Annotated in this window: 21 protein-coding genes and 1 pseudogene; 11 read left to right on the forward strand and 11 right to left on the reverse strand. The window is 71.4% G+C overall.

All coding sequences use genetic code 11. The features are described 5' to 3' along the window. Positions 1-121: 121 nt before the first annotated feature. From F1615_RS23120 to F1615_RS36985, 3 genes and pseudogenes are all read right to left on the reverse strand, one after another. Positions 122-1,612 carry a glutamate synthase subunit beta gene (locus F1615_RS23120; RefSeq protein ID WP_149550973.1) on the reverse strand — a complete coding sequence of 497 codons (1,491 nt, stop codon included), beginning with the start codon at positions 1,610-1,612 and terminating at the stop codon, positions 122-124. Positions 1,613-1,752: 140 nt separating this feature from the next. Continuing rightward, positions 1,753-2,235, reverse strand: coding sequence for a DUF1772 domain-containing protein (locus F1615_RS23125; protein ID WP_149550974.1), 483 nt, complete (start codon positions 2,233-2,235; stop codon positions 1,753-1,755). A gap of 42 nt (positions 2,236-2,277) precedes the next feature. Beyond that, positions 2,278-2,529 (reverse strand): annotated as a pseudogene (locus tag F1615_RS36985) (DUF2293 domain-containing protein); the annotation flags it as partial. A gap of 59 nt (positions 2,530-2,588) precedes the next feature. Between F1615_RS36985 and F1615_RS23135 the strand changes: the two are divergent. Beyond that, a complete protein-coding gene (locus F1615_RS23135; protein WP_149550976.1) occupies positions 2,589-3,221 on the forward strand; it encodes a uridine kinase in 633 nt (210 codons plus the stop codon). A 156-nt stretch (positions 3,222-3,377) separates the two neighbouring features. Then, positions 3,378-3,806 (forward strand): CBS domain-containing protein, encoded by a 429-nt coding sequence (locus F1615_RS23140; protein WP_149550977.1) that lies wholly within the window; start codon positions 3,378-3,380, stop codon positions 3,804-3,806. 36 nt (positions 3,807-3,842) lie between these two features. Here the strand turns inward: F1615_RS23140 and F1615_RS23145 are convergent, their stop codons facing one another. The 3 genes from F1615_RS23145 to F1615_RS23155 all read right to left on the reverse strand — a co-directional run bounded on the left by F1615_RS23145 (position 3,843) and on the right by F1615_RS23155 (position 6,966). Then, positions 3,843-4,970 (reverse strand): magnesium and cobalt transport protein CorA, encoded by a 1,128-nt coding sequence (locus tag F1615_RS23145; RefSeq protein WP_149550978.1) that lies wholly within the window; start codon positions 4,968-4,970, stop codon positions 3,843-3,845. A 160-nt stretch (positions 4,971-5,130) separates the two neighbouring features. Continuing rightward, entirely contained in the window at positions 5,131-6,048 is a 918-nt protein-coding gene (locus F1615_RS23150; RefSeq protein WP_244328821.1) for a carbohydrate kinase family protein, read from the reverse strand. 6 nt (positions 6,049-6,054) lie between these two features. Continuing rightward, complete coding sequence (locus F1615_RS23155) at positions 6,055-6,966, reverse strand: pseudouridine-5'-phosphate glycosidase (protein ID WP_149550979.1); 912 nt, start codon at positions 6,964-6,966, stop codon at positions 6,055-6,057. A gap of 101 nt (positions 6,967-7,067) precedes the next feature. Here F1615_RS23155 and F1615_RS23160 point away from each other — a divergent pair, with 101 nt between their 5' ends. Then, positions 7,068-7,496 (forward strand): VOC family protein, encoded by a 429-nt coding sequence (locus tag F1615_RS23160; protein ID WP_149550980.1) that lies wholly within the window; start codon positions 7,068-7,070, stop codon positions 7,494-7,496. Positions 7,497-7,523: 27 nt separating this feature from the next. Here F1615_RS23160 and F1615_RS23165 read toward each other — a convergent pair whose 3' ends face one another. Both F1615_RS23165 and F1615_RS23170 read right to left on the reverse strand, forming a co-directional pair. Further along, a complete protein-coding gene (locus tag F1615_RS23165; protein WP_149550981.1) occupies positions 7,524-8,099 on the reverse strand; it encodes a methylated-DNA--[protein]-cysteine S-methyltransferase in 576 nt (191 codons plus the stop codon). Between the two features lie 85 nt (positions 8,100-8,184). Beyond that, a complete protein-coding gene (locus F1615_RS23170) occupies positions 8,185-9,057 on the reverse strand; it encodes a glycerophosphodiester phosphodiesterase (protein WP_149550982.1) in 873 nt (290 codons plus the stop codon). Between the two features lie 280 nt (positions 9,058-9,337). Between F1615_RS23170 and F1615_RS23175 the strand changes: the two genes are divergently transcribed. The 6 genes from F1615_RS23175 to F1615_RS23200 all read left to right on the forward strand — a co-directional run bounded on the left by F1615_RS23175 (position 9,338) and on the right by F1615_RS23200 (position 17,858). After that, on the forward strand, positions 9,338-10,201 hold the full coding sequence (locus tag F1615_RS23175) for an MHYT domain-containing protein (RefSeq protein WP_149550983.1): 864 nt from the start codon (positions 9,338-9,340) through the stop codon (positions 10,199-10,201). Between the two features lie 40 nt (positions 10,202-10,241). Then, a complete protein-coding gene (gene uvrB, locus F1615_RS23180; RefSeq protein WP_149550984.1) occupies positions 10,242-12,377 on the forward strand; it encodes an excinuclease ABC subunit UvrB in 2,136 nt (711 codons plus the stop codon). Positions 12,378-12,513: 136 nt separating this feature from the next. Beyond that, positions 12,514-13,092, forward strand: a complete 579-nt coding sequence (locus tag F1615_RS23185; RefSeq protein WP_149550985.1) for a TerD family protein — start codon at positions 12,514-12,516, stop codon at positions 13,090-13,092. A gap of 81 nt (positions 13,093-13,173) precedes the next feature. After that, positions 13,174-15,183 carry a TerD family protein gene (locus tag F1615_RS23190; RefSeq protein WP_149551156.1) on the forward strand — a complete coding sequence of 670 codons (2,010 nt, stop codon included), beginning with the start codon at positions 13,174-13,176 and terminating at the stop codon, positions 15,181-15,183. Between the two features lie 287 nt (positions 15,184-15,470). Further along, positions 15,471-16,472 (forward strand): TerC/Alx family metal homeostasis membrane protein, encoded by a 1,002-nt coding sequence (locus F1615_RS23195; protein ID WP_149550986.1) that lies wholly within the window; start codon positions 15,471-15,473, stop codon positions 16,470-16,472. A 285-nt stretch (positions 16,473-16,757) separates the two neighbouring features. Further along, the gene (locus tag F1615_RS23200; protein WP_149550987.1) at positions 16,758-17,858 is read left to right on the forward strand and encodes a calcium:proton antiporter; all 1,101 of its coding nucleotides are present in this window, start codon (positions 16,758-16,760) and stop codon (positions 17,856-17,858) included. A gap of 20 nt (positions 17,859-17,878) precedes the next feature. On the opposite strand, the gene F1615_RS23205 is transcribed toward F1615_RS23200, so the two are convergent. After that, positions 17,879-18,928 carry a S66 family peptidase gene (locus F1615_RS23205; RefSeq protein WP_149550988.1) on the reverse strand — a complete coding sequence of 350 codons (1,050 nt, stop codon included), beginning with the start codon at positions 18,926-18,928 and terminating at the stop codon, positions 17,879-17,881. Positions 18,929-19,030: 102 nt separating this feature from the next. On the opposite strand from F1615_RS23205, the gene aroQ reads away from it, so the two are divergent. Further along, a complete protein-coding gene (gene aroQ, locus F1615_RS23210; RefSeq protein WP_149550989.1) occupies positions 19,031-19,504 on the forward strand; it encodes a type II 3-dehydroquinate dehydratase in 474 nt (157 codons plus the stop codon). 45 nt (positions 19,505-19,549) lie between these two features. Here the strand turns inward: aroQ and F1615_RS23215 are convergent, their stop codons facing one another. Together F1615_RS23215 and F1615_RS23220 are read right to left on the reverse strand one after the other, a co-directional pair. Continuing rightward, entirely contained in the window at positions 19,550-20,206 is a 657-nt protein-coding gene (locus F1615_RS23215) for an MBL fold metallo-hydrolase (RefSeq protein ID WP_149550990.1), read from the reverse strand. 75 nt (positions 20,207-20,281) lie between these two features. Further along, the gene (locus F1615_RS23220) at positions 20,282-20,971 is read right to left on the reverse strand and encodes a maleylpyruvate isomerase family mycothiol-dependent enzyme (RefSeq protein ID WP_149550991.1); all 690 of its coding nucleotides are present in this window, start codon (positions 20,969-20,971) and stop codon (positions 20,282-20,284) included. Between the two features lie 223 nt (positions 20,972-21,194). Here F1615_RS23220 and uvrA point away from each other — a divergent pair, with 223 nt between their 5' ends. Then, positions 21,195-24,209, forward strand: a complete 3,015-nt coding sequence (uvrA, locus tag F1615_RS23225) for an excinuclease ABC subunit UvrA (RefSeq protein ID WP_149550992.1) — start codon at positions 21,195-21,197, stop codon at positions 24,207-24,209. The last annotated feature ends 70 nt before the right edge of the window (positions 24,210-24,279 follow it).

Raw genomic sequence — 24,279 nt, forward strand, 5'->3', positions numbered from 1 at the left:
CGGCACCTCTCGGGCCCGGTGACACCACCCCCCAGGTCATCCGTTCGACAGGGGGCAACAGTCATGCCGGGCCCGGAGGCCAGCGGCCCTCTTGCAGGACCACGAAGAACATAACGGGGTGTCACGCCGTCATCGGACGGTCGTACGGACCGATCGGCGCCGGCAGGCGGGTCGGCGCGTCGATCAGGAAGCGGTCGACCGCCGCCGCCACCGCCCGCCCCTCGGCGATCGCCCACACGATCAACGACTGGCCCCGGGCGGCATCCCCCGCCGCGAACACCCCCGGCATGTTCGTGGCGAAGTCCGGCCCCCGCGCGATCGTGCCACGAGGTTCCAGCGACAGTCCCAGCCGGGCGACGAGCCCGTCCCCGGGATCGGGCCCGGAGAACCCGAGCGCGAGCAGGACCAGATCGGCGGGCAGCGTCCGCTCCGTGCCAGGCACCGGCCGGCGTTCGGAGTCCACCTCGGCCAGGTGCAGCGCACGCACGCGCCCCTCCCCGTCCCCCGTGAAGCGCAGCGTCGACGCCGCGAACAGCCGCGCGTCCGCGTCCGCCGCCGGCGCCGTCCGCAGATCACGTGCCTCCTCGTGCGCGGCGGACAGCCGGTACAGCTTCGGATACGTCGGCCACGGCTCGGCGTCCTCGTCCCGCTCGCTCCCCGGCCGGCCGTAGATGTCGAGCTGGGTGACCGACGCGGCTCCCTCACGCACGGCCGTCCCCAGACAGTCCGCACCCGTGTCGCCGCCGCCCACGATGACGACGTGCCGGCCCGCGGCGGACAGCGGCGACGAGGGCAGGTCCCCCTCGCACACCCGGTTGGCCAGCGGCAGGTACTCCATCGCCTGGTGAACACCGCCCAGTTCACGCCCGGGCACCGGCAGTTCGCGCCACGCGGTCGCCCCCGTGGCGATCACCACGGCGTCGTAACGGGCCCGCAGCTCCGTCGCGTCCACGTCCCGCCCGACCGTCGTGGACGTGCGGAACTTCGTCCCCTCCGCCCGCATCTGTTCCACACGCCGTTCCAGATGACGTTTCTCCATCTTGAACTCGGGGATGCCGTACCGCATGAGCCCGCCGATCCGGTCGTCCCGCTCGTACACGGCGACCGTGTGACCGGCCCGGGTGAGCTGCTGGGCCGCGGCCAGTCCGGTGGGGCCGGAGCCGACGACCGCGACCGTCCTGCCGGAGAGCCGGTCCGGCGGCGCCGGGGGAGCGAAGCCCTCCTCCCAGGCCCGGTCGGCGATCGCGCACTCGACGTTCTTGATGGTGACCGCCGGCTGGTTGATGGCGAGCACACAGCCCGCCTCGCAGGGTGCCGGACACAACCGTCCGGTGAACTCGGGGAAGTTGTTGGTGGCGTGCAGCCGCTCCGCCGCCGCCCGCCAGTCCTCCCGGGACACCAGGTCGTTCCACTCGGGGATGAGATTGCCCAGCGGACACGCCTCGTGACAGAAGGGCACACCGCAGTCCATGCAGCGGTCGGCCTGTGCGCCGACGATGGGCAGCAGCGCTCCGGGGACGTACACCTCGTTCCAGTCGCGGACGCGTTCCGCCACCGGCCTGCGTGGCCATTCCTCGCGGGGCGTGGTCAGGAAACCCTTGGGATCGGCCATGGCCGTCTTCCTTGCGTGCGCGGGTGACAGGCCGTGCGTCGGGCGGCACTCCTGCGGCCACGATACGTCCGCTCACCCCCGCCCGCAGAGTGCCGGAACAGTGCTTTCCCGGACGGGGGCGGAGGACGGCGGCGGGCCCGTCAGCCCGCGAGAGCCAGGACGTACGCCAGCGCCGCCCCGGCGGAGGCGAGCGTGCGGACGTGATTCCACAGCGTCCACTCGCGCACATAGACCGGCCAGTACGCGGCCGCCTCAGGGCTCCCCGGTTCCAGCCGGGCCAGCACGTCGTTGCGCGGTATGTTCGCCACCACGGTCAGGCCGAACGAGCCCAGCAGGTACAGGGCGCCACCCGCCAGCAGCTCGACCGCCCCCTCGTCCGGCCACAGCACGAACGTCACCACCGTGAGCACCGCGCACAGCACCGCCGAGCCCAGGAACACCAGCATGAAGGCGGGCCGCACCGCCGCCACGTTGACCGCCTGCATCGCCGCCACGCCCTGCGCGGGCGGCAGCGCCGCGAGCCCTCTCATCACGAAGGCCGAGAAGGCGCAGAACACCCCGGCCGCCAGCCCGGTCCCCAGCACGCCCAGCACCGTCAGCACGTAGTACGGCCCGTCGATCACGTCGTCACCCCCGTCCGCCGGGATCCCTCCCGGCCACCACCGTCACCACAAGTGAACGCGCACCGGGAAGCGCCCGGCCATGGCCGAGGGGCGCGGACGCATGCGTGAGCGTCCAGGGCCGGGCCGGTGACCCGCCGGACGTCGCCCCGTGGAACCCAGCCCCTCCTCCGGCCACCCCCTCAGCACCGTCTCCACGGCCGCGGCGATCCGCCGTCGCCTCGTGCGCGGCAACCCGCTCATCAGCAGGCGGTCGTACGGCGCGTCCAGATGCCGTACGGACGCCATGAGTGCATCGTTCCCCCTGACAGGCCGCGGACCACGTTCCGGAGGCCGGGCTGACGCATGATGGCCGTGTGCGACTCGAAGCGATCACCTGGGACCGGCTCGGCGACCTCCTCGCCGAGCGCCTGCTGGAGCTGAGGACCGCCGACGGCGGCCCCCGGCCCCGGGTCGCCCTCGACGGCGCTCCGGCGGCCCGGCCCGGAGACCTCGCCGAACGGATCGCCCAGGCACTGCGGATACGCGGCCGGCCCTCCCTGGTCGTGGGCACCGACGGCTTTCTGCGCCCCGCCTCGGTCCGGCTCGAGTACGGCCATCAGGACGCCGAGTCCTACTACGACGGCTGGTACGACACCGGTGCCCTGTGGCGCGAGGTGTTCGGTCCCCTCGAACCCGGCGGGAACGGCCTGGTCCTGCCCGACCTGTGGGACCCGGTCACCGACCGCGCCACCCGCAGTCCCTACGCCGAGCTCCCGCCCGGTGGCGTTCTGCTGCTGCACGGCCCCCTCCTCCTGCGCCACTGGTTCCCCTTCGACCTGAGCGTCAACCTCCTCCTCTCCCCGGGTGCCCTGCGTCGCCGTACCCCCGAGGCCGAGCACTGGACCCTCCCCGCCTTCGAACGCTACGAGCGGGAGACCGACCCGGCCGGCACCGCCGACGTACTCGTGCGGGCCGACGATCCCCGCCATCCGGCCTGGCGCGGCTGACCCGACGGGGCCCGTCGGCCGGGTCCGGCCGGCCGCCCTCCCGGCGCGAGCGGCCCCTCCGGGTGCCGTCCGCGTCCGGCCCGACGAGAATGAGGCACGTCGGGACTCGCGGTGCGCCCCGCATCGCGCCGGCCGTCCGGCACCGGGAGGTACTCCATGACCACCGCCGGAGACATCATGCACCGCGGAGCCCAGTGGATCCCCGCGCACGAAACCCTCGACCGCGCCGCACAGTTGATGCGCGAGCTGAACGTCGGCGCCCTGCCCATCAGCGACGAGAACGAGCGGCTGTGCGGCATCCTCACCGACCGCGACATCGTCGTCGGCTGCGTCGCCATGGGCCACGATCCCGCCCGGGTCACCGCCGGCGAGATGGCGAAGGGCACCCCGCGCTGGATCGAGGCGGACGCCGGCGTCGACGAGGTGCTGCACGAGATGCAGACCCACCAGATCCGCAGGCTGCCCGTCATCGACGACAAACGCCTGGTCGGCATGATCAGCGAGGCCGACCTCGCCCGGCACCTGACGGAGGACCAGATGGCCACCTGGGCCGAGAGCGTCTACGCCCGGTCCACCACGGGCTGAGCCCATCCGCGGGGCGGCGGTGCGCGCGGGCCCGCGTCAGAGCCAGCGGCTGCGCCGGAACGCCCGGTACAGCAGCAGACACGCCACGGATATCACTCCGACGACCATGCCGTAGCCGTACCGCCAGTGCAGCTCCGGCATATGGTCGAAATTCATGCCGTACATCCCGCAGACCATCGTCGGCACCGCCACGATCGCCGCCCAGGCGGTGATCTTGCGCATGTCCTCGTTCTGCGCGACCGTGACCTGGGCCAGGTGCGCCTGGAGGATCGAGTTGATCAGCTCGTCGAACGCCGCTATCTGCTCCTTCGCCCGCAGCAGATGGTCGGAGACGTCACGGAAGTACGCCTGTGTCTCCGGGGCGACGACCCGGATCGGTCGTGTGGCCAGTTCCTCCAGCGGCCGGCCGAGCGGCACCACCGCCCGCTTCAACTCGAGGAGTTCCCGCTTGAGCTGGTAGATGCGGCCCGGATCGACCCGCGCGCCGTGCTCCGCGAACACGTCCGTCTCGACCTGGTCGATGTCGTCCTGGACCGAGTCGATGACCGTGAGATAGTCGTCGACCACATGGTCCGCGACCGCGTGCAGCACGGTGGACGGACCCTGGGCGAGCTGCGCGGGATCGGACTCCAGCCCCTCGCGCAGCGGCCCCAGCGAACCGTGCCGTCCGTGCCGCACGGTGACCACGAAGTCCCCTCCGAGGAACACCATGATCTCCCCGGTGTCCACCACCTCGCTGTTCGCGGTGAGTTCCTCGTGCTCCACGTAGCAGACCGTTTTGAACACGGCGAACAGCGTTTCCCCGTACCGCTCCAGCTTGGGCCGCTGGTGGGCCTCGACGGCGTCCTCGACCGCCAGCGGGTGCAGGTCGAACAGCTCGGCGATGCCGGCGAACTCCCGGTCGGTCGGCTCGTGCAGCCCCAGCCAGACGAACCCCTGCCCGTCCCTGCGGACCCGCTTCACGGCCTCCACCAGATCACCTCGCGCCAGGACGCGGTGACCGTCCCGGTACGTCACGCAGTTCACCACCGAGGAGCCCAGCGGCGACCGGGCCGGATGACTGAGGTCCACACGAGGACGCCGCCGGGCCAGGCGGGCCACCCGGCGCAGCCCGCCGACCCCGCCGAGACTCGTGACCTTCCGCAGATTCCCAGCCATGGACATGTGGCCCCCTTGCGTGTTCCCCCGCGCGTTCCCGCTCTCCGGGTCCGGCTCGCCAGTCTGCCAGTCCTCGGCGCACCGTGTGCGAGGCTGTGGGCAGGAGTCGTTCCGCTTTGTTCCCTCCTGTGGACAAAGGGCGTTCACCCGGTGAAGGGCCCACCCGTCAGGTGCGTGCCGGCGGGCGGCCCCCTGTCTGTTCCACCGCCTGTGCGCCCGCCCGGCAGCCCTCCTTCGCCGCCTGTTCCGGTTCGGCGCCCGCGAGCAGAGCCGCGAGGAACGCGCCGGTGAAGGCGTCACCGGCGCCGGTGGTGTCGCGGGGCGTCGCCGGCACGGCGGGCACACGGGCGCACACCTCGCCGGACCTCGCGATCAGCGCACCCTCCGCGCCCCGCTTGACCACCACCAGCGGGACACGGCGGCTCAGCCGCGCGGCGGCGTCCGCGGCGTCGGACGCCCCCGTCAGCAGACAGGCCTCGTCACGGCTGGGCAGCAGCACGTCCACGCCCTCGACGAGCGCCGGGAAACGGTCGATGCCCAGCGCGCCGAGGAACCCCGCCGACGCGGGATCCAGACTCACCGGCACCCCCCGCGCACGTGCCGCCTCCAACGCCACCGCGACGAAGGCACGGCTCGCCTCGGCGAACAGCAGGTAACCCGACAGATGCAGCCACGCCACTCCGTCCAGCAACGCGTCCGACCAGTCACCGGGACCGAGCCGCAGTGACGCGCCGCTGTCGGTGAGGAAGGTCCGCTCGGCCGCCGCGTCCCCGTCGACCAGGCAGATCACCGTGCCCGTCGGCACCCGGCCGTCCACGACCAGCAGGGGACGGACCCCGCAGGCGGTCAGTTCCCGCTCGTGCCACGCCGCGGTGTCCGCGCCCACCCGCCCGACGAGCCGGACCTCGGTGCCCTCCCGACGCGCCGCCCAGCAGGCCACATTGGCACCCGCGCCGCCCGGTACCGTCCGGATCACGGCCGCCGTGTCCGTCCCCGGGGCGAGCGGCCCCCGGTGCCGGGCGACCACGTCCGTGATCACGTCACCGACGACCAGCAACGCCCCCACCCGCACGGACTCCGGCACTCCCCGTCACTCCCCGGCGGCCCAGGCGGACGCGACGCGAGCCGCCAGGCGCACATTGCCCCGGACCGCGGCCAGGTTCGCGGCGAGGGAGGCGCCGTCGGTGTGGCGGACCAGATGGCCGAGCAGGAACGGGGTGACCCCCTGACCGGTGACCCCCTCCGCCGCACACGCCCGCAGCGCCTCGTCGAGCACCCGCGCGTGCACCCCGGGATCCAACTGCTCGTCCTCGGGCACCGGGTTGGCCACGATCAGCGCCGACTCGGGCCCGCCGAGCGCGTCCTGCGCCCGCATCGCCCGCGCCACCTGCCCCGGGGTGTCCAGCCGCCAGTCCACGGGATGCCCCGAGTCCGAGAGATAGAAGCCCGGAAAACGGTCCGTGCCGTACCCGGCGACGGCCACGCCCAGTGTCTCCAGCCGCTGCAGGGTCGCGGGCACATCGAGGATCGACTTCACCCCCGCGCACACCACGGTGATCCGAGTGCGCGCCAGCAGGCCCAGGTCGGCCGACTCGTCCTGGGTCACCGTCCACTCCCGGTGCACCCCGCCGAGCCCTCCGGTGGCGAACACCCGTATGCCCGCGAGGGCCGCGAGCAGCGCCGTGGCCGACACCGTGGTCGCCCCGCTCGCCCCGGCCGCCGCCGCGAGCGGCAGATCACGATGGCCCAGCTTACGGATGCCGTCCCCGCTCGCGATCCGCTCCAGCTGATCCTTGTCCAGGCCGATGCGGGGCAGTCCGTCCAGGACGGCGATCGTCGCCGGGACCGCGCCCTCGTGCCGTACGGCCGCCTCCAGCTCCAGCGCCACCCGGAGGTTACGCGGCCGGGGCAGCCCGTGCGCGATGATCGTGGACTCCAGGGCGACCACCGGCCGGCCCGCGGCGATCGCCTCCCGCACCTCTTCGGACACCCTGAGCACCACGCGCCTGCCTCCTGTCTGCCGCCTCTCCCTCATCTCTGGCGGGCCGCGCCCCGGGCCAAACCCCCTTGCGTGCCGTCGCGCGGATCGCGGAGGCTGGCGGCATGACGGACAACACGACTCGCCTCGACCACATCGTCCTGTGGGTGCGTGACCCCATCGCCAGTGCCGGTTTCTACGAGAAGGCCGTGGGCCTGGAGCCGGTCAGGCTCACCGACTTCTCCGTGGGCGAGGCTCCCTTTCCCTCGGTGCGCGTCAACGAGGAGACCATCCTCGACCTCATGCCGTCGGCCATGGCGGAACGCATGAGGATGCTTCCCGGCGCCGTCGAAAGCTCCGGCCACCCCGTGAACCACGTCTGCCTGTCTCTCCCGGCCGACGCCTTCGACGCCCTCCGCAGCCGCCTCGAGGAGCAGTCCGTGCCGATGTCTGACGTCTCGCACGACTCCTTCGGGGCGCGCGGCCCGGCCAAGCGCAGCTTCTACTTCCGCGACCCGGACGGCAACGTGTTCGAGGCGCAGCACTACGACTGACCCGGGACCCGTGGCGTGCCCGAGCCGTCAGAACAGCGGCTCGGGCAGCACGCCCTCCAGGGCGAGCAGCCGCCTCTTCGTCTCCAGTCCGCCCCCGAAACCGCCGATGCCGCCGCCGCTCTCCACGACCCGGTGGCAGGGCACCACCACCGGCAGGGGATTGGCGCCCATCGCCGTCCCGACGGCCTGCGCCGCGCCCGGCTGGCCCACCCGCCCGGCCAGGTCGCCGTACCCGACGACCGCGCCGAACGGCACCCCGGCGGCCAGCTCCCGCAGCACCTCCCGGTTGAAGCCCGATACCAGCGACCAGTCCAGCGGCAGTTCGAAGGACCGCCGCTCGCCCGCGAAGTACGCCCTCACCTGTCGTATCGCCTCGGTCAGCAGCGGACCGCCCGGCTCCCCGGACCGTTCGGTGCCGAGCTCGACCGGCGCGGCGCCGAGCCGGGACCCGAGCCGCTCCAGCGCGCCGTCGCGCACCTCGGCCGTGGCGTGGAACACGACGTTGACCAGACCCCCGCGGGTCGCGGCCAGCAGCAGCGGGCCGATGCCGGTGTCCACGACGGCCCACACGACCCGCTGCTCGTACTGCCCTTGGCTGTCCATGCGACCCACCGTACGGCCCGGCACCGACAACGCCGGGTGAGCGCCGGCGACCCGGCGGGACGCTCGGTATCCGACCGCGCAGGCGTCAGCCGCCGACCGCGTCCCGCACCACGTCGGGCGTGTTGGTGATGATCCCGTCGACCCCGAACCCGGCGACCCGGCGTGCCGCGGCCGCGTCGTTCACGGTCCAGGTGAACACCTCCATCCGCTTGCCGTGCGGGCCCCGGAAGGCCTGCACGGCGGCGACGTAGGGGGCGGAGAGTGAGCCGTGCGAGGGGTTGATCTGGTCGGTGAAGGCCGAGTAGGCGGGCAGATCCGTGACCGGCGGCGTCCCGAGGAACCCGGTCTTCACCGCGGGCTTGAGGTCATGGACCGCCCGTACGCTGTCCGCGCTGAAGCTCTGCACGATCAGCCGGTGCTTCACATGCCGGCGGTCGAGCCACCCCTCGTTGCTCAGGACCTTGAGGGTCTGCCGTTCTATGCCCGGATAGAGCTGGGGGTTCTTGATCTCCAGGAGCAGCTTCTGGTGATTCCGCTCCACACGGTGCACGAACTGCTCCAGTGTCGGAACGCGCGTGCCCGCGTACGCCGGATCGAACCAGCTGCCCGCGTCCAGCCGGGCGATCTCCGCGGCCGTGAAGTCCCTCACTTTCCAGGGGGCCCGGTCGGGGAAGACCTCCTCCACGTCGGTGGTGCGCTGCAGGCTGTCGTCGTGCAGGACGACGAGTTCGCCGTCCTTGGTGCGCTGGACGTCGTTCTCCACCCAGTCGACACCGAGGGCGGCCGCCTTGTCGACGGCCGCGAGCGTGTTCTCGGGCGCGTACGCGGAGGCGCCCCGGTGAGCGACGATCACGGGACGGGCGCCGTCGTCGGCGGCCCGCGCGGGGGAGAGCGGGAGCAGGAGGGCGGCCGTCCCCAGGAGCGCGGTGGTCGAGGCGGCAACAGCGCGTGCGTGCATGCGTACTCCTCGCGTCGAACGTTCACGGTCAGCTCAACTGTGACAGCAGAGGGTCAACGCGAGGCGGGTGCAGGATGGCCACAGATTGAACGGAGTTGCCCGAACTCCGCACACTGGTGGCACACACCTGGGGCAAGAGCGTGTTTCTTTGCCGGAAAGTCGTTCGACCATTCCGGTGGGGGCCATACTCTCTGCGTCAACCCTGGCCGCCCTCGCGGTCCTGGGAGGGGGACCACGTCGGAATTTTGCGGGACGTACAGGGCGGGAAGGGCAGCCGCGCATGCAAGGCACGGTCGACGGATTCAGCTACGGCCTGGTCACACCGCTGGTGGCCTTTCTCATGGCCTGTCTCGGCGGGGCCCTGGGCCTGCGCTGCGTCACCCGGGCCGGAACGGCGCCCCGGTCCTGGCGCCCCGGCTGGCTCGCCCTGGGGTCCGTGGCCATCGGCTCCGGCATATGGACCATGCACTTCATCGGCATGATGGGCTTCACGATCGAGGGCAGCCCGATCCACTACGACCGGGCCCTGACCTTCGCGAGTCTGGCCGTGGGGATCGTCATGGTGGGCACGGGAATCTTCATCGTGGGCTACCGGGGCGCCTCCGGAACCGCCCTGTTCACCGGGGGCACCGTCACCGGCCTCGGCATCGCCTCGATGCACTACCTCGGCATGGCCGGCATGAGCCTTGACGGCCGGCTGGAGTACGACACCCTCGTCGTCGCCGTCTCCGTGGCCATAGCCATGGCCGCCGCAACCGCCGCCCTGTGGGCGGCCGGACAGGTGAGGGGCTTCCTGTGGAGCGCGGGCGCGAGTCTCGTCATGGGGCTCGCGGTCACCGGCATGCACTACACCGGCATGGCCGCGCTCGACGTGCACGTCCACGGCACGGCCACCCCCGCCGCGGGGGAAGCCGCGACCAGCCTGCTCGGGCCCCTGATGGTCGGCCCGCTCGCCTTCCTGGTCCTCGCGGGCATCGTGGTGATCTTCGACCCGACGCTGGTCACGCACGGATCCGGCGCGCCCCCGGCCGAGCGCAAGCCCGGCATCCCCGCCCACTCCCCGGCCCACCACCGCCCGACGCGTTCGCGACTGCGCCTCCGCGGCCCGGTGGAACACCACTCCGGGACCCCGCAGCGACGCTGATCCGGACCCGTTGTCAGTGGGGGGTCGTACGGTGGATGGCATGCGGCCCGTTTCCCAGATCGAACGCACGGTGGCGCCCTTCGAGGTCGTCAGCCCCTACCAGCCGAGCGGTGACCAGCCGACGGCCATCGCCGACCTCGCCCGGCGCATCGAAGCAGGTGAGCAGGACGTCGTCCTGCTCGGCGCGACCGGCACCGGCAAGTCCGCCACCACCGCGTGGATGATCGAGAAGCTCCAGCGCCCCACCCTGGTGATGGCGCCGAACAAGACCCTGGCCGCACAGCTGGCCAACGAGTTCCGCGAGCTGCTGCCGAACAACGCGGTCGAGTACTTCGTCTCGTACTACGACTACTACCAGCCCGAGGCGTACGTCCCCCAGTCGGACACCTACATCGAGAAGGACTCCTCCATCAACGAGGAGGTCGAGCGGCTGCGCCACTCGGCGACCAACTCGCTGCTCACCCGCCGCGACGTCGTCGTGGTCGCCTCCGTCTCCTGCATCTACGGCCTGGGCACGCCGCAGGAGTACGTGGACCGCATGGTCCCCCTCCGCGTCGGCGACGAGTTCGACCGCGACGAGCTGCTGCGCCGCTTCGTGGACATCCAGTACACGCGCAACGACATGGCCTTCACCCGCGGCACCTTCCGCGTCCGCGGCGACACCATCGAGATCTTCCCGGTCTACGAGGAGCTGGCCGTCCGCATCGAGATGTTCGGCGACGAGATCGAGGCACTGTCCACCCTCCACCCGCTCACGGGCGAGATCATCAGCGACGACCGGCAGCTGTACGTCTTCCCCGCCTCCCACTACGTCGCGGGCCCCGAGCGGCTGGAGCGCGCGGTCAACGACATCGAGAAGGAGCTCGGGGCGCGCCTGACCGAGCTGGAGAACCAGGGCAAGCTCCTGGAGGCCCAGCGGCTGCGCATGCGGACCACGTACGACATCGAGATGCTCCGCCAGATCGGCTCCTGCTCCGGCGTGGAGAACTATTCGATGCACTTCGACGGCCGCGCGCCGGGCTCGCCGCCGAACACCCTGCTGGACTACTTCCCGGACGACTTCCTCCTCGTCATCGACGAGTCGCACGTCACCGTCCCTCAGATCGGCGCCATGTACGAGGGCGACGCCTCCCGCAAGCGCACCCTCGTCGACCACGGCTTCCGGCTCCCCTCCGCCCTGGACAACCGCCCGCTGAAGTGGGAGGAGTTCCAGGAGCGCGTCGGCCAGACCGTCTATCTGTCGGCCACCCCCGGACAGTACGAACTCTCCCGCTCGGACGGCTTCGTCGAGCAGATCATCCGCCCCACCGGCCTCGTCGACCCCGAGGTCGTGGTCAAGCCCACCGAGGGCCAGATCGACGACCTGGTCCACGAGATCCGCGCGCGCGTGGAGAAGGACGAACGCGTCCTGGTCACCACGCTCACCAAGAAGATGGCCGAGGACCTCACCGACTACTTCCTCGAACTGGGCATCCAGGTGCGCTACCTGCACAGCGACGTCGACACCCTGCGCCGCGTGGAACTGCTGCGGGAGCTGCGCAGCGGCGAGTACGACGTCCTCGTCGGCATCAACCTGCTGCGCGAGGGCCTCGACCTCCCCGAGGTGTCCCTGGTGGCGATCCTCGACGCCGACAAGGAGGGCTTCCTGCGCTCGGGCACCTCCCTGATCCAGACCATCGGCCGCGCGGCGCGCAATGTCTCAGGGCAGGTCCACATGTACGCCGACAAGATCACCCCGGCGATGGCGAAGGCCATCGACGAGACCAACCGCCGCCGGGAGAAGCAGATCGCGTACAACCGGGCCAAGGGCATCGACCCGCAGCCCCTGCGCAAGAAGATCAACGACATCGTCGCGCAGATCGCCCGCGAGGACATCGACACCGAGCACCTCCTCGGTTCGGGCTACCGCCAGGCCAGGAAGGACGGCGGCGGCACCAAGGCGCCCGTGCCCTCCCTCGGAACCAAGGCCGCCAAGGGCGCGAAGAAGGGCAAGGCCGCCGCGACCGTGCCGACCGACCGGCCCGCCGCCGAACTCGCCGGGCAGATCGAGGAACTCACCGCACGGATGCGGGCCGCCGCCGCCGACCTCCAGTTCGAGATCGCGGCCCGGCTGCGCGACGAGGTGTCGGAGATGAAGAAGGAACTGCGGCAGATGCAGGAGGCCGGCCTGTCCTGACGGCCGCGTACGGGATGTGTTGCAAGAACGACACAAAGTGCGGACCGGAGTACGTCACTGTCAGTGCCCCTGCGTAGGGTTCTGGTCAACCGCGGTTTCGCGGCAACAGGGGACAGTTCGAGAGGGGAATCAGCGCGTGACCGTCAACATGACCAAGGGTCAGGCCATCAGTCTGCAGAAGAACGACGGCGGCAGCCTGACCGCGGTGCGCATGGGTCTCGGCTGGCAGGCGGCTCCCCGTCGCGGCCTGTTCGGCTCCCGCACCCGGGAGATCGACCTGGACGCCTCGGCCGTCCTGTTCGCCGACAAGCAGCCGGTCGACGTCGTCTTCTTCCGCCACCTCGTGAGCGACGACGGCTCCGTGCGCCACACCGGTGACAACCTCGTCGGCGGTGTCGGCCAGGGCGGCGACGACGAGGCCGTCCTCGTCGACCTGTCGCGCGTCCCGGTCCACATCGACCAGATCGTCTTCACCGTGAACTCCTTCACGGGCCAGACCTTCCAGGAGGTGCAGAACGCCTTCTGCCGCCTCGTCGACGAGACCAACGGCCAGGAGCTCGCCCGCTACACGCTGGCCGGCGGCGGCGCCTACACGGCCCAGATCATGGCCAAGGTGCACCGCACCGGCACGGGCTGGACGATGACGGCGCTCGGCAACCCGGCCAACGGCCGCACCTTCCAGGACCTGATGCCGGCGATCCTGCCGGTCCTCTAGGCACCCGAAGGCTCACCGGCCCCTCACCGGGCCGGTGAGCGGCACACGATCCATCACATGCGACGCAGGGGGACGAAGGCGATGACGGCCGAGCTGGTGCGGGGACAGAACCACCCGCTCTCCCAGTCCCGTCTGGAGATCCGGATCTCGGCCGGCACGCCGGTCGTGGCCGCGGCCGCGCTCGGCGACGAGAACGGCCGGATCCACGGGACGGACTGGGTGGCCCATCCGGGTACCCCCACCCGGCCCGGGCTGGAGGTGTCGCGTCAGGCGGCCGCCGACCACCGTCTCGCCGTGGACCTGGACGCCATGACGGACGCGGTCCACCGCGTCAGCGTGCTGCTCGCCCTGCCGGCCCCGGGCGGCGGCCCGGGACCCGCCCGGTTCGGCGCCGTGGCGGCCCCCTTCGTCGCCGTCACCGGCCTGGACGGCGACGAGGTCGCCAGCTACACCATCACGGGCCTGGAGGCCGAGTCGGCCGTCGTCGCGCTGGAGCTCTACCGGAGGCAGGGCGCCTGGAAGGTGCGCGCCGTCGGCCAGGGCTACGCGGGCGGTCTGGCCGAACTCCTCACCGACCAGGGCCTGCCCGAGGCCGCGCAGCTCGCGGGCAGCATCAACGAGGCGGTCGCGAGGGGCCTCGCCCGTTCCGTGCAGGCACCCCCGCCCCGCCCCTCCGACGGCGACCGTTCGCGGCAGGCGGCAGCCCCCGCGGTCGGCCCGGACCAGGGCGGCACCGCGCCCCAGGGCGTCCCCGGCCCCGTACCGCCCTCGTACGGCGGTCAGCCGGCCGGCGGGACCGGGCAGGGCGGTCCGCAGCCGGCGTACGGCGCGACCGGCGCCGCGGACCCGTCGGCGACCACCGGCGGCGGCCCGGTCGACTACAGCCATCCCGGCCGGCGGAACTCCGCTCCGCCGCCGCCTCCGCCGGCCGCGCCGCAGGCCCCGCCCGGGCAGCCCGCGCAGCCCGTGGCGGGGGACGCGACCGGCTGGTCCATGGAGGAGCGTCTCTACAACCAGGTCTGGGGCATGTTCGAGGACCTGGCCCGCACCACAGCCGCCTACCGGAGCGCCGTCGACTTCGCCGAGTCGCGCATGGACAAGGAGCTCGAGCAGGCCCTGTCCGACCCGCGCAGCCGGATCGGCGGTCAGGGCGACGCCGCCCGCGAGAGCGCCCGGGCACGGCACGCCCAGCTCGTCGGCCAGGCCCGGGAGTCCCTCGACCGGGACCTCGTCCAGCTCGTCGCCGAGGCCGAGGTCGTCGAGCCCGCACTGCCCCCCGCCTTCGCCCGGTGGGACAACCCGGCCTGGCACGCGTACCGGGTACCGATGGAGATACCCATGGCGCTCCGTCTGGGCGACCTCCGCCTCCCCGAGGCCGAGCGGATCCGCATCCCGATGCTGCTGCGGCTGCCGCTCGAGCGCGGCCTGTGGATCGACAGCGGGCGCGCCGACTCCGTGGACGGGTCGTTCACCGACTCGCACGACATGCGGCGCCTCGCCATGGAGACGGCGGTGGCGCACGCGGCCCGGCTGCTCGCCGTCTACCCGGCCGGCGAGTTCACCGTGCACGTCGTCGACCCGGCGGGGTCCGGCGCGCAGGCACTGGCACCGCTGACGCAGACCGGTGTGCTGGCGGCCCCGCCCGCGCAGGGCGCGGCGGGCGTGACGGATGTCCTGGGCCGGCTCACCCAGCGGGTCGACCTGGTGCAGATGGCGCTGCGCGGAGGCGCCCCGGACGCGCTGCCGCCCGGCTTCGACACCTCCCAGCACCTGCTGATCGTCAACGACTTCCCGCACGGTTTCGACGACCGGGCGGTGAACCAGTTGCGCTACCTCGCCGACGAGGGTCCGTCCGTCGGCGTCCACCTGATGATGGTCGCCGACCGCGAGGAGTCCGCCGGCTACGGCCCGCTCCTCGACCCGCTGTGGCGTTCGCTGCTGCGGCTGACCCCCGTGCCCGACGACCACCTGGCCGACCCGTGGGTGGGGCACGCCTGGACGTACGAGCCGCCGCTGGTGCCGCCGGGCAGCCAGGTTCTCCACCAGGTGCTCACCCAGGTCGCGGCGGCCCGCCGCGCCTGGGACCGGTGACCTCGCCGGGCCCTTGACCAAGCCCACGCAAAGCCCCTGTGAGCTGGGGCTTTGTGAGTTTCTTTACTTGAGTCTTTACCAATCCTTGGTGATTCGGTACTGTTGGCCGCACGGAGGGGAGTACTCCCTGTCTGTGCGGCGACCCCGTCAATACGGATCAGGCCAGATCCCGGGGCGTCGGCCCGAAGGACCGTCCGGGCGCAATCGAGCGCCGGAGGCCCGGGTGGAAGAGACCTCCGGCAGCGACGACGCTGACATTTGCCCTGTGACGTACTGCCGGAGGCGCAGTGGATGTTTCCCTGACCCTGTGGGTCCTGACGATCGTGGGCCTGTGCGCCCTCATCGCGGTCGACTTCTTCATCGGCCGCAAACCGCATGACGTGTCCATCAAAGAGGCCGGAATCTGGACCATCGTCTGGATCGTCCTGGCCGCCCTCTTCGGGCTCGGTCTGCTGATCTGGGGCGGGGGACAGCCCGCGGGCGAGTTCTTCGCCGGCTACATCACCGAGAAGTCGCTGAGCGTCGACAACCTCTTCGTCTTCGTCCTGATCATGGCGAAGTTCGCGGTTCCGTCGCAGTACCAGCAGCGGGTGCTCCTGGTCGGTGTCCTCATCGCCCTGGTGCTGCGCGCGATCTTCATCGCCGCCGGCGCCGCGATCATCGCCAGCTTCTCGTGGGTGTTCTACATCTTCGGTGCCTTCCTGATCTGGACCGCCTGGAAGCTCATCCAGGAGGCCCGGACCGACGAGGAGGACGAGGAGTTCGAGGAGAACAAGCTGCTGAAGGCCGCCGAGCGCCGCTTCGGTGTGGCCGACCGGTACCACGGCACCAAGCTCTGGATCGAGCAGAACGGCAAGCGGGTCATGACCCCGATGCTGGTCGTCATGCTCGCCATCGGCACCACGGACGTCCTGTTCGCGCTCGACTCGATCCCCGCGATCTTCGGCCTGACGCAGGACCCGTACATCGTGTTCACGGCGAACGCGTTCGCGCTGATGGGCCTCAGGCAGCTGTACTTCCTCATCGGCGGACTGCTGCGGAAGCTGGTGCACCTCTCCTACGGACTGTCGATCATCCTCGGTTTCATCGGCGTGAAGCTCGTGCTGCACGCACTGCACGAGTCCGGGGTGCACGTACCGGAGATCAGCATCCCCGTCTCGCTGGGCGTGATCTGCTCGGTTCTGATCGTCACCACGATCACCAGCCTCCGGGCCTCCCGCAAGCAGGCCGAGGCCGCGGCGGCCGGGGACCGGGACGACACCTCCGCCAAGAGCGACATCGACGTCTGACCCTGTCGGACAGGGAAACACGGGCACCGGGAACGGAGGTCAGCACAACGCCGGCCACCGCTCCCGGTGCCCGCCTGTTTCCCCCCGCGCCGCCCGCCGGCGCCGACCGTATTCGACTCGTACGAGGAGGCCATGCATGACCCTGATGACCCCGGGACGATCAGGAGGGCGCGGCGAAGGGACACGCCGTGGGGCGCTGACACCTCTCGCGCCCACCGCGGCCGGCCGTCGGGCGGAGGTTTCCAGCAAGGTGCGGCGCCTCCTGACGTCCGGGACGATCGCACCATGATCGCTCGGATCGGGCCGCTCGCGGCGCGGTGGACGACCGCGGTGCCGGCCATCGCCGTGGTGCTGCTGGCGCTGACCTGGGGGCGGGATCTGCCCGGCTGGCTCGTCGTGGTGGTGACCCTGGTTCTCGCGGGATCGGTGCTGGCGGCGGTGCATCATGCCGAGGTGGTCGCGCACCGGGTCGGTGAGCCCTTCGGCTCCCTGGTCCTGGCCGTCGCCGTCACCGTCATCGAGGTGGCGCTGATCGTCACGCTGATGATCGACGGCGGGGACAAGAGCGCGACGCTCGCCAGAGACACCGTGTTCGCGGCCGTGATGATCACCGTCAACGGAATCCTCGGGCTGAGTCTGCTGGTCGGCTCGCTGCGTCACGGCACGGCCGTCTTCAATTCCGAGGGCACGGGAGCGGCCCTCGCCACGGTGGCCACCCTGGCGACCCTCAGCCTGGTCCTGCCGACGTTCACCACCAGCAAGCCGGGCCCGGAGTTCTCCACCGTGCAACTCACGTTCGCGGCGGTCTCCTCGCTGATCCTCTACGCCCTGTTCGTCGCGACCCAGACCGTCAGACATCGCGACTACTTCCTGCCGGTGGCCAAGCAGGGCGAGGCGACCGCGCCCGACGAGCACGCCCCGGCGCCGTCCACCCGCACCGCGCTGATCAGTCTGGGACTGCTGGGCCTGGCCCTGGTCGGAGTGGTCGGCCTGGCCAAGGGGGTCTCGCCCACGATCGAGTCGGGCGTGGAGGGCGCGGGGCTGCCCCACTCCGTCGTCGGTGTGATCATCGCCCTGCTGGTCCTCCTCCCGGAGACCATCGCCGCGGTGCGGGCCGCGCGCCGCGACCAGGTGCAGACCAGCATGAACCTCGCACTCGGCTCGGCGATGGCCAGTATCGGCCTGACCATCCCCGCCGTCGCGCTGGCCTCCCTCTGGCTCACCGGCCCCCTCGTCCTCGGCCTCGGCAGCACCCATATGGTGCTGCTCGCCCTGACCATGGTGGTGGGCGCGCTGACCGTGGTGCCCGGCCGGGCCACGCCGCTTCAGGGCGGTGTGCACCTCGTGCTGCTCGCCGCCTACCTGGAGCTGGCGGTCAATCCGTAGAACGGCGGTTCCGCCCGGCTTCAGTACGTGACGGTGACGCGCCGGGCGGGACCGTCGACACGGACCAGGCCGCCGTAGGGGATCACCAGCTGCGGATCGGTGTGCCCGAGGTCCACGTCGAAGACGACGAGCGCCTCGGGCGCGTAGGCCCGCATCGCCCGCGTCACGGCCTCGCGCTGCTCGGCGGCGTAGGCCGCGGCCTCCACGGGAGTGCGGGGCCGGTCGAAGAACCAGGTCTTGGGGCGGCCCATCAGGAGCGCCGAGAAGCGCCCGAGCAGTCCCCGCTCGCCCATGTTCCGCAGGGTGCGGAAGACCTCCTCCCCGCTCGGCATCTCCTCCGAGGTCTCCAGGAACAGCACGCCGCCGTCGTACTCGGACAGGTCCCGCGCGACCCCGCGGCCGGCCATCAGCATCCAGCCGAGGACCTCCAGACACCCGCCCCAGGTGCGGCCCTCGGCCACGCGATCGGCGTTCAGCCAGATCCAGCCCGTCCCCGGCCGCGTCTCCGGCTCCGCGTCGAACGTCGCCGGGTCCGCCCAGTCCCGGTCGATGTCGCGCCACCGCTCGGCGGGGCGCAGCTCGTACTCGCCGGAGGTGAACAGCGCGGCCCGCAGGGAATCGGCGGTCTGCGGATGCATCGCCCCGGGGCGGCCCAGCTCGGCCATCACGCTCGCCCCGTGGAACCCGACGATGCCGGTCTCGCGGAGAAAGGCGAGGAGGTTGGTGTTGTCGCTCGTCCCGAAGAACGGCTTCGGGTTGGCGCGGATCAACTCCCGGTCCAGCAGGGGCACCACGGTGATCTGGTCGTCACCGCCGATCGACGCGATGACCGCCTTGATCTCCGGGGCGGCGAAGGCGGCGTGGATGTCGTCGGCACGCTGCCGCGGTGTCGAGCCCATCGTGCGCGTCGCCGGATACTCGACCGGCTCCAGGGCGTACTCCTCGCGCAGCCGTCGCAGCCCCAGCTCGTAGGGGAGCGGGAGGAGCCCCGGAAGACCCGAGGAGGGGGAGAGCACGGCGACGCGGTCACCCGGGGAGGGCTTGGGAGGGTACGAGGGGGTCGTCGTCATGGGGGAAGGCTAGGACCCGACGGCCGTGCGCCGCACCGTGATAAACCGGGTGCGAGCAGCGGTTCCGGCGGGAACCGACCCACCCGACCGACCGGAGGAACCGTGCCCCGCACCCTGGCCAGCGCCCCGATCATGATCCTCAACGGCCCCAACCTGAACCTCCTCGGGCAGCGCCAGCCGGAGATCTACGGGTCCGACACGCTCGCCGACGTGGAGGCGCTGTGCGCGAAGGCGGCGGCAGCGCGGGGCGGCACGGTGGACCTGCGGCAGTCCAACCACGAGGGCCGGCTGGTGGACTGGATCCACGAGGCCCGGCTGAACCACTGCGGGATCGTGATCAATCCCGGCGCCTACTCGCACACCTCCGTCGCGATCCTGGACGCCCTCAACGCCTGTGACGGCCTGCCCGTGATCGAGGTGCACATCTCCAACATCCACCGGCGCGAGTCCTTCCGGCACCACTCCTACGTCTCCCTGCGCGCCGACGGGGTCATCGCGGGGTGCGGGGTGCAGGGCTATGTGTTCGCGGTGGAGCGGATCGCGGCGCTCGCCGGCCCGGGACTGACCGAGGCGTGAGCCCCGTGCGGCCGGGCGGGCCCTCCTCACGGTCCGCCCGCGCCCTTACCAGCCCCGCGCGTGCCACTCCGGCAGATGCGGGCGCTCCGCGCCCAGGGTGGTGTCGTTGCCGTGGCCGGGGTAGACCCAGGTCTCGTCCGGGAGCACGCCGAAGATCTTGGTCTCCACATCGTGGATCAGACGGGCGAACGCCTTCGGATCCTTGCGGGTGTTGCCCACACCGCCCGGGAACAGGCAGTCCCCCGTGAACACATGCGGATGCCCGTGGGGGTCGTCGTAGACGAGGGCGATCGAGCCGGGGGTGTGCCCGGCCAGATGGCGGGCGGTGAGCTCCACCTGTCCCACGCGGATGACGTCGCCGTCGTCGACCAGTACGTCGGTCGGCACCGGGATGCCCTCGGCGTCGTCCCGGCCCGCGTGGGTGCGGGCGCCGGTGGCCGCCACGACCTCGGCGAGCGCCTGCCAGTGGTCCCCGTGGCGGTGGGTGGTGACGACGGACGCGATGCCGTCGTCACCGATCGTGCCCAGCAGGGTCCTCGCGTCGTTGGCCGCGTCGATCAGCAACTGCTCGTCGGTGGCCCGGCAACGCAGCAGATAGGCGTTGTTGTCCATGGGGCCGACCGCGATCTTGGTGATCATCAGGTCCTTGAGTTCGTGCACGTCGGCTGGGCCGCCGACCGTCACCCGACCGCTGTACGTCATGGCCGTCAGCCTATCGCCGGAACCCGCGCCGGTCGTCCCGGCACCCGGGCCCCGGCGTCCGGGCTCCCCGGCGTCCTACAGCGGGGGAAGCGACGGAAGGCCGCCGCCCTTCACCGCCAGGCCGGAGCCGTCCCGGCGGCCGGCGAGCCAGCCGAGCAGGTCGGCGGGTGTCCCCTCGACCGCGACCGGGCCGCCGTCCGCCCCGCCGCCGGTCGTCCAGGTCCTGCCGTCCGCGGTGGCCAGGGCGGTCGGCGGAACGTCCCGGTGACCGGCGAACCGCGCCGCGAGGAAGTCGATCTCCCGCTCCGTGAAGTCCTCCGGCAGGTCCTCCAGCTCGTAGCCGATCCCGAGGTCCACGTGGTGCAGCTCCACCTCGGCCCACCGCCGGAACGGGACCCGCTCCGCCCGGTCGGTGACACCGTTGCGCAGTTCCACCGTGCGCGACCAGTCCGCCGGTGCCGCGCCCGCCGCGCGGAAGCGCTCCGCGCTCTCCCTCAGGTCGGTGAGGTGCGCGTCGAGGGGACGCGGGGCTCCCCGCTCGATGTCGGCGTCCCGGGCCTCGCCGGAGACGTACATGGGACGTCCCTCCAGGACGTTCAGCAGGGCGTCGGCGTTGCGGGCCAGGTGGGCCAGGACATGGCCGCGGGTCCAGCCGGGCAGGCGTGACGACTGGGTCACAGCCGCGTTGTCCAGGGTGCCGACCGCGGTGAGCAGCCGCTCCGTAGCGGCTTGTACAGACGCCAGGTCATCAGCGTGATCAATCATGGTGCTGACCCTAGTCCCGTCACACCTTCGGGTGAAGGTGGTGAACCGGCACGCTAAATCGAATGCACGTGCTATATGGTCGGGTGCGGCGTCGGGCATGCTGGAGAGCCGGGGATTGTTGACAACCCGTGAACCCGAACCGGCGTTGTCAGTGGCTCCCCCTAGTCTGAGAAGGACGGGGGCCCCGCCCCTGTCACTTCTCTCAAGAAAGGTGCGGACCGGCGTGGCCGACCGTCTCATCGTCCGTGGAGCGCGCGAGCACAACCTCAAGAACGTCTCGCTCGATCTCCCGCGCGACTCGCTCATCGTCTTCACGGGCCTGTCGGGGTCGGGCAAGTCCTCGCTGGCCTTCGACACGATCTTCGCCGAGGGACAGCGGCGCTACGTGGAGTCGCTCTCCTCGTACGCCCGGCAGTTCCTGGGCCAGATGGACAAGCCGGACGTCGACTTCATCGAAGGTCTGTCCCCGGCGGTCTCCATCGACCAGAAGTCGACCTCGCGCAACCCGCGCTCGACGGTCGGCACCATCACCGAGGTCTACGACTACCTGCGTCTGCTCTTCGCGCGCATCGGCAAGCCGCACTGCCCCGAGTGCGGCCGCCCGATCTCCCGGCAGTCGCCGCAGGCCATCGTCGACAGGGTCCTGCAACTGCCCGAGGGCAGCCGCTTCCAGGTGCTCTCCCCGCTGGTGCGCGAGCGCAAGGGCGAGTTCGTCGACCTCTTCTCCGACCTCCAGACCAAGGGCTACTCCCGCGCGCGGGTGGACGGCGAGACGGTCCAGCTCTCCCAGCCGCCCACGCTGAAGAAGCAGGAGAAGCACACCATCGAGGTGGTCGTCGACCGCCTCACGGTCAAGGACAGCGCCAAGCGCCGGCTCACCGACTCCGTGGAGACCGCCCTCGGACTGTCCGGCGGCATGGTCGTGCTCGACTTCGTCGACCTCCCCGAGGACGACCCCGAGCGCGAGCGCATGTTCTCGGAGCACCTGTATTGCCCGTACGACGACCTGTCCTTCGAGGAGCTGGAGCCCCGCTCCTTCTCCTTCAACTCGCCCTTCGGCGCCTGCCCCGAGTGCACCGGCATCGGCACGCGCATGGAGGTCGACCCGGAGCTCATCGTCCCCGACCCGGACAAGAGCCTCGACGAGGGCGCCATCCACCCGTGGTCGCACGGCCACACCAGGGACTACTTCGACCGCCTGATCGGCGCCCTCGCGGACGCGCTGGGATTCCGTACGGACATCCCCTTCGCGGGGCTGCCGCAGCGCGCCAGGAAGGCCCTGCTGCACGGCCACAAGACCCAGGTCGAGGTGCGGTACCGCAACCGCTACGGGCGAGAGCGCCGGTACACGACGGCTTTCGAGGGCGCCGTCCCCTTCGTCAAGCGCCGGCACAGCGAGGCCGAGAGCGACGCCAGCCGGGAGCGCTTCGAGGGCTACATGCGCGAGGTGCCCTGCCCCACCTGTGAGGGCACCCGGCTCAAGCCGGTCGTCCTCGCCGTCACGGTCATGGGCAAGTCGATCGCCGAGGTCTCCGGCATGTCCATCAGCGACTGCGCGGACTTCCTGGGCGAGCTGAAGCTCACCGCACGGGAAAAGAAGATCGCCGAGCGCGTGCTCAAGGAGGTCAACGAACGGCTGCGGTTCCTGGTCGACGTCGGCCTGGACTACCTCTCGCTCAACCGCGCGGCGGGCACCCTCTCCGGCGGCGAGGCCCAGCGCATCCGCCTGGCCACCCAGATCGGCTCCGGACTCGTCGGCGTGCTCTACGTCCTCGACGAGCCGTCCATCGGCCTGCACCAGCGCGACAACCACCGTCTCATCGAGACCCTGGTCCGGCTGCGCGACATGGGCAACACGCTCATCGTCGTGGAGCACGACGAGGACACCATCAAGGTCGCCGACTGGATCGTCGACATCGGCCCCGGCGCCGGCGAGCACGGCGGCAAGGTGGTCCACAGCGGCTCCCTGAAGGAGCTGCTGGCCAACGCGGAGTCGCAGACCGGCCAGTACCTGGCCGGCAAGAAGGCCATCCCGCTGCCCGACATCCGCCGGCCGCACGACCCCTCGCGCCGGCTCACGGTGCACGGCGCCCGCGAGAACAACCTGCAGGACATCGACGTGTCCTTCCCGCTGGGCGTGTTCACCGCGGTCACCGGTGTGTCGGGCTCCGGCAAGTCCACGCTGGTCAACGACATTCTCTACACGCACCTGGCGCGCGAGCTGAACGGCGCCCGCAGCGTCCCCGGCCGGCACACGCGCGTGGAGGGCGACGACCTCGTCGACAAGGTCGTCCACGTCGACCAGTCGCCCATCGGCCGCACCCCGCGCTCCAACCCGGCGACGTACACCGGTGTCTTCGACCACGTCCGCAAGCTGTTCGCCGAGACGACGGAGGCGAAGGTCCGCGGCTACCTGCCGGGCCGCTTCTCCTTCAACGTCAAGGGTGGCCGCTGCGAGAACTGCGCGGGCGACGGCACCATCAAGATCGAGATGAACTTCCTCCCGGACGTGTACGTCCCCTGCGAGGTCTGCCACGGCGCCCGCTACAACCGGGAAACCCTGGAGGTCCACTACAAGGGCAAGTCCATCGCCGACGTGCTGAACATGCCGATCGAAGAGGCCATGCACTTCTTCGAGGCGGTCCCGGCGATCTCCCGCCATCTCAGGACGCTCAACGACGTCGGCCTCGGCTACGTCCGCCTCGGCCAGTCCGCGACCACCCTGTCCGGCGGCGAGGCACAGCGCGTGAAGCTCGCCAGCGAGCTGCAGAAGCGCTCCACCGGCCGCACGGTCTACGTCCTGGACGAGCCGACCACCGGTCTGCACTTCGAGGACATCAGCAAGCTGCTGACGGTCCTGTCCGGCCTGGTCGACAAGGGCAACACGGTCATCGTCATCGAGCACAACCTCGACGTGATCAAGACCGCCGACTGGGTCGTCGACATGGGCCCCGAGGGCGGTTCCGGCGGCGGTCTGGTCGTCGCGGAGGGCACGCCCGAGCAGGTGGCGGGCGTTCCGGCCAGCCACACCGGCAAGTTCCTGCGGGAGATCCTCGGCGCGGAGCGGGTCAGCGACGCCACCCAGGTGCGGGCCCCGCGCAGGACCGCCGCGAAGAAGACGGCCGCCGCCACCTCCGCCGCCAGGAAGACGGCCACCAAGACCGTCGCCGGTGCCGCGGCCAGGAAGACGGCCACCAATGCCACCGCGAAGAAGACGACACGCGCGACCAAGTCCTGACCGGCGCGGCCCGCACGCACGCGCCGTGCCGCCGGGGCCCACGCCCCGTGCTGCACGGCGCGCGCGTGCG

The sequence above is a fragment of the Streptomyces marokkonensis genome, from assembly GCF_008312835.1.
Lineage (GTDB): Bacteria > Actinomycetota > Actinomycetes > Streptomycetales > Streptomycetaceae > Streptomyces > Streptomyces marokkonensis_A.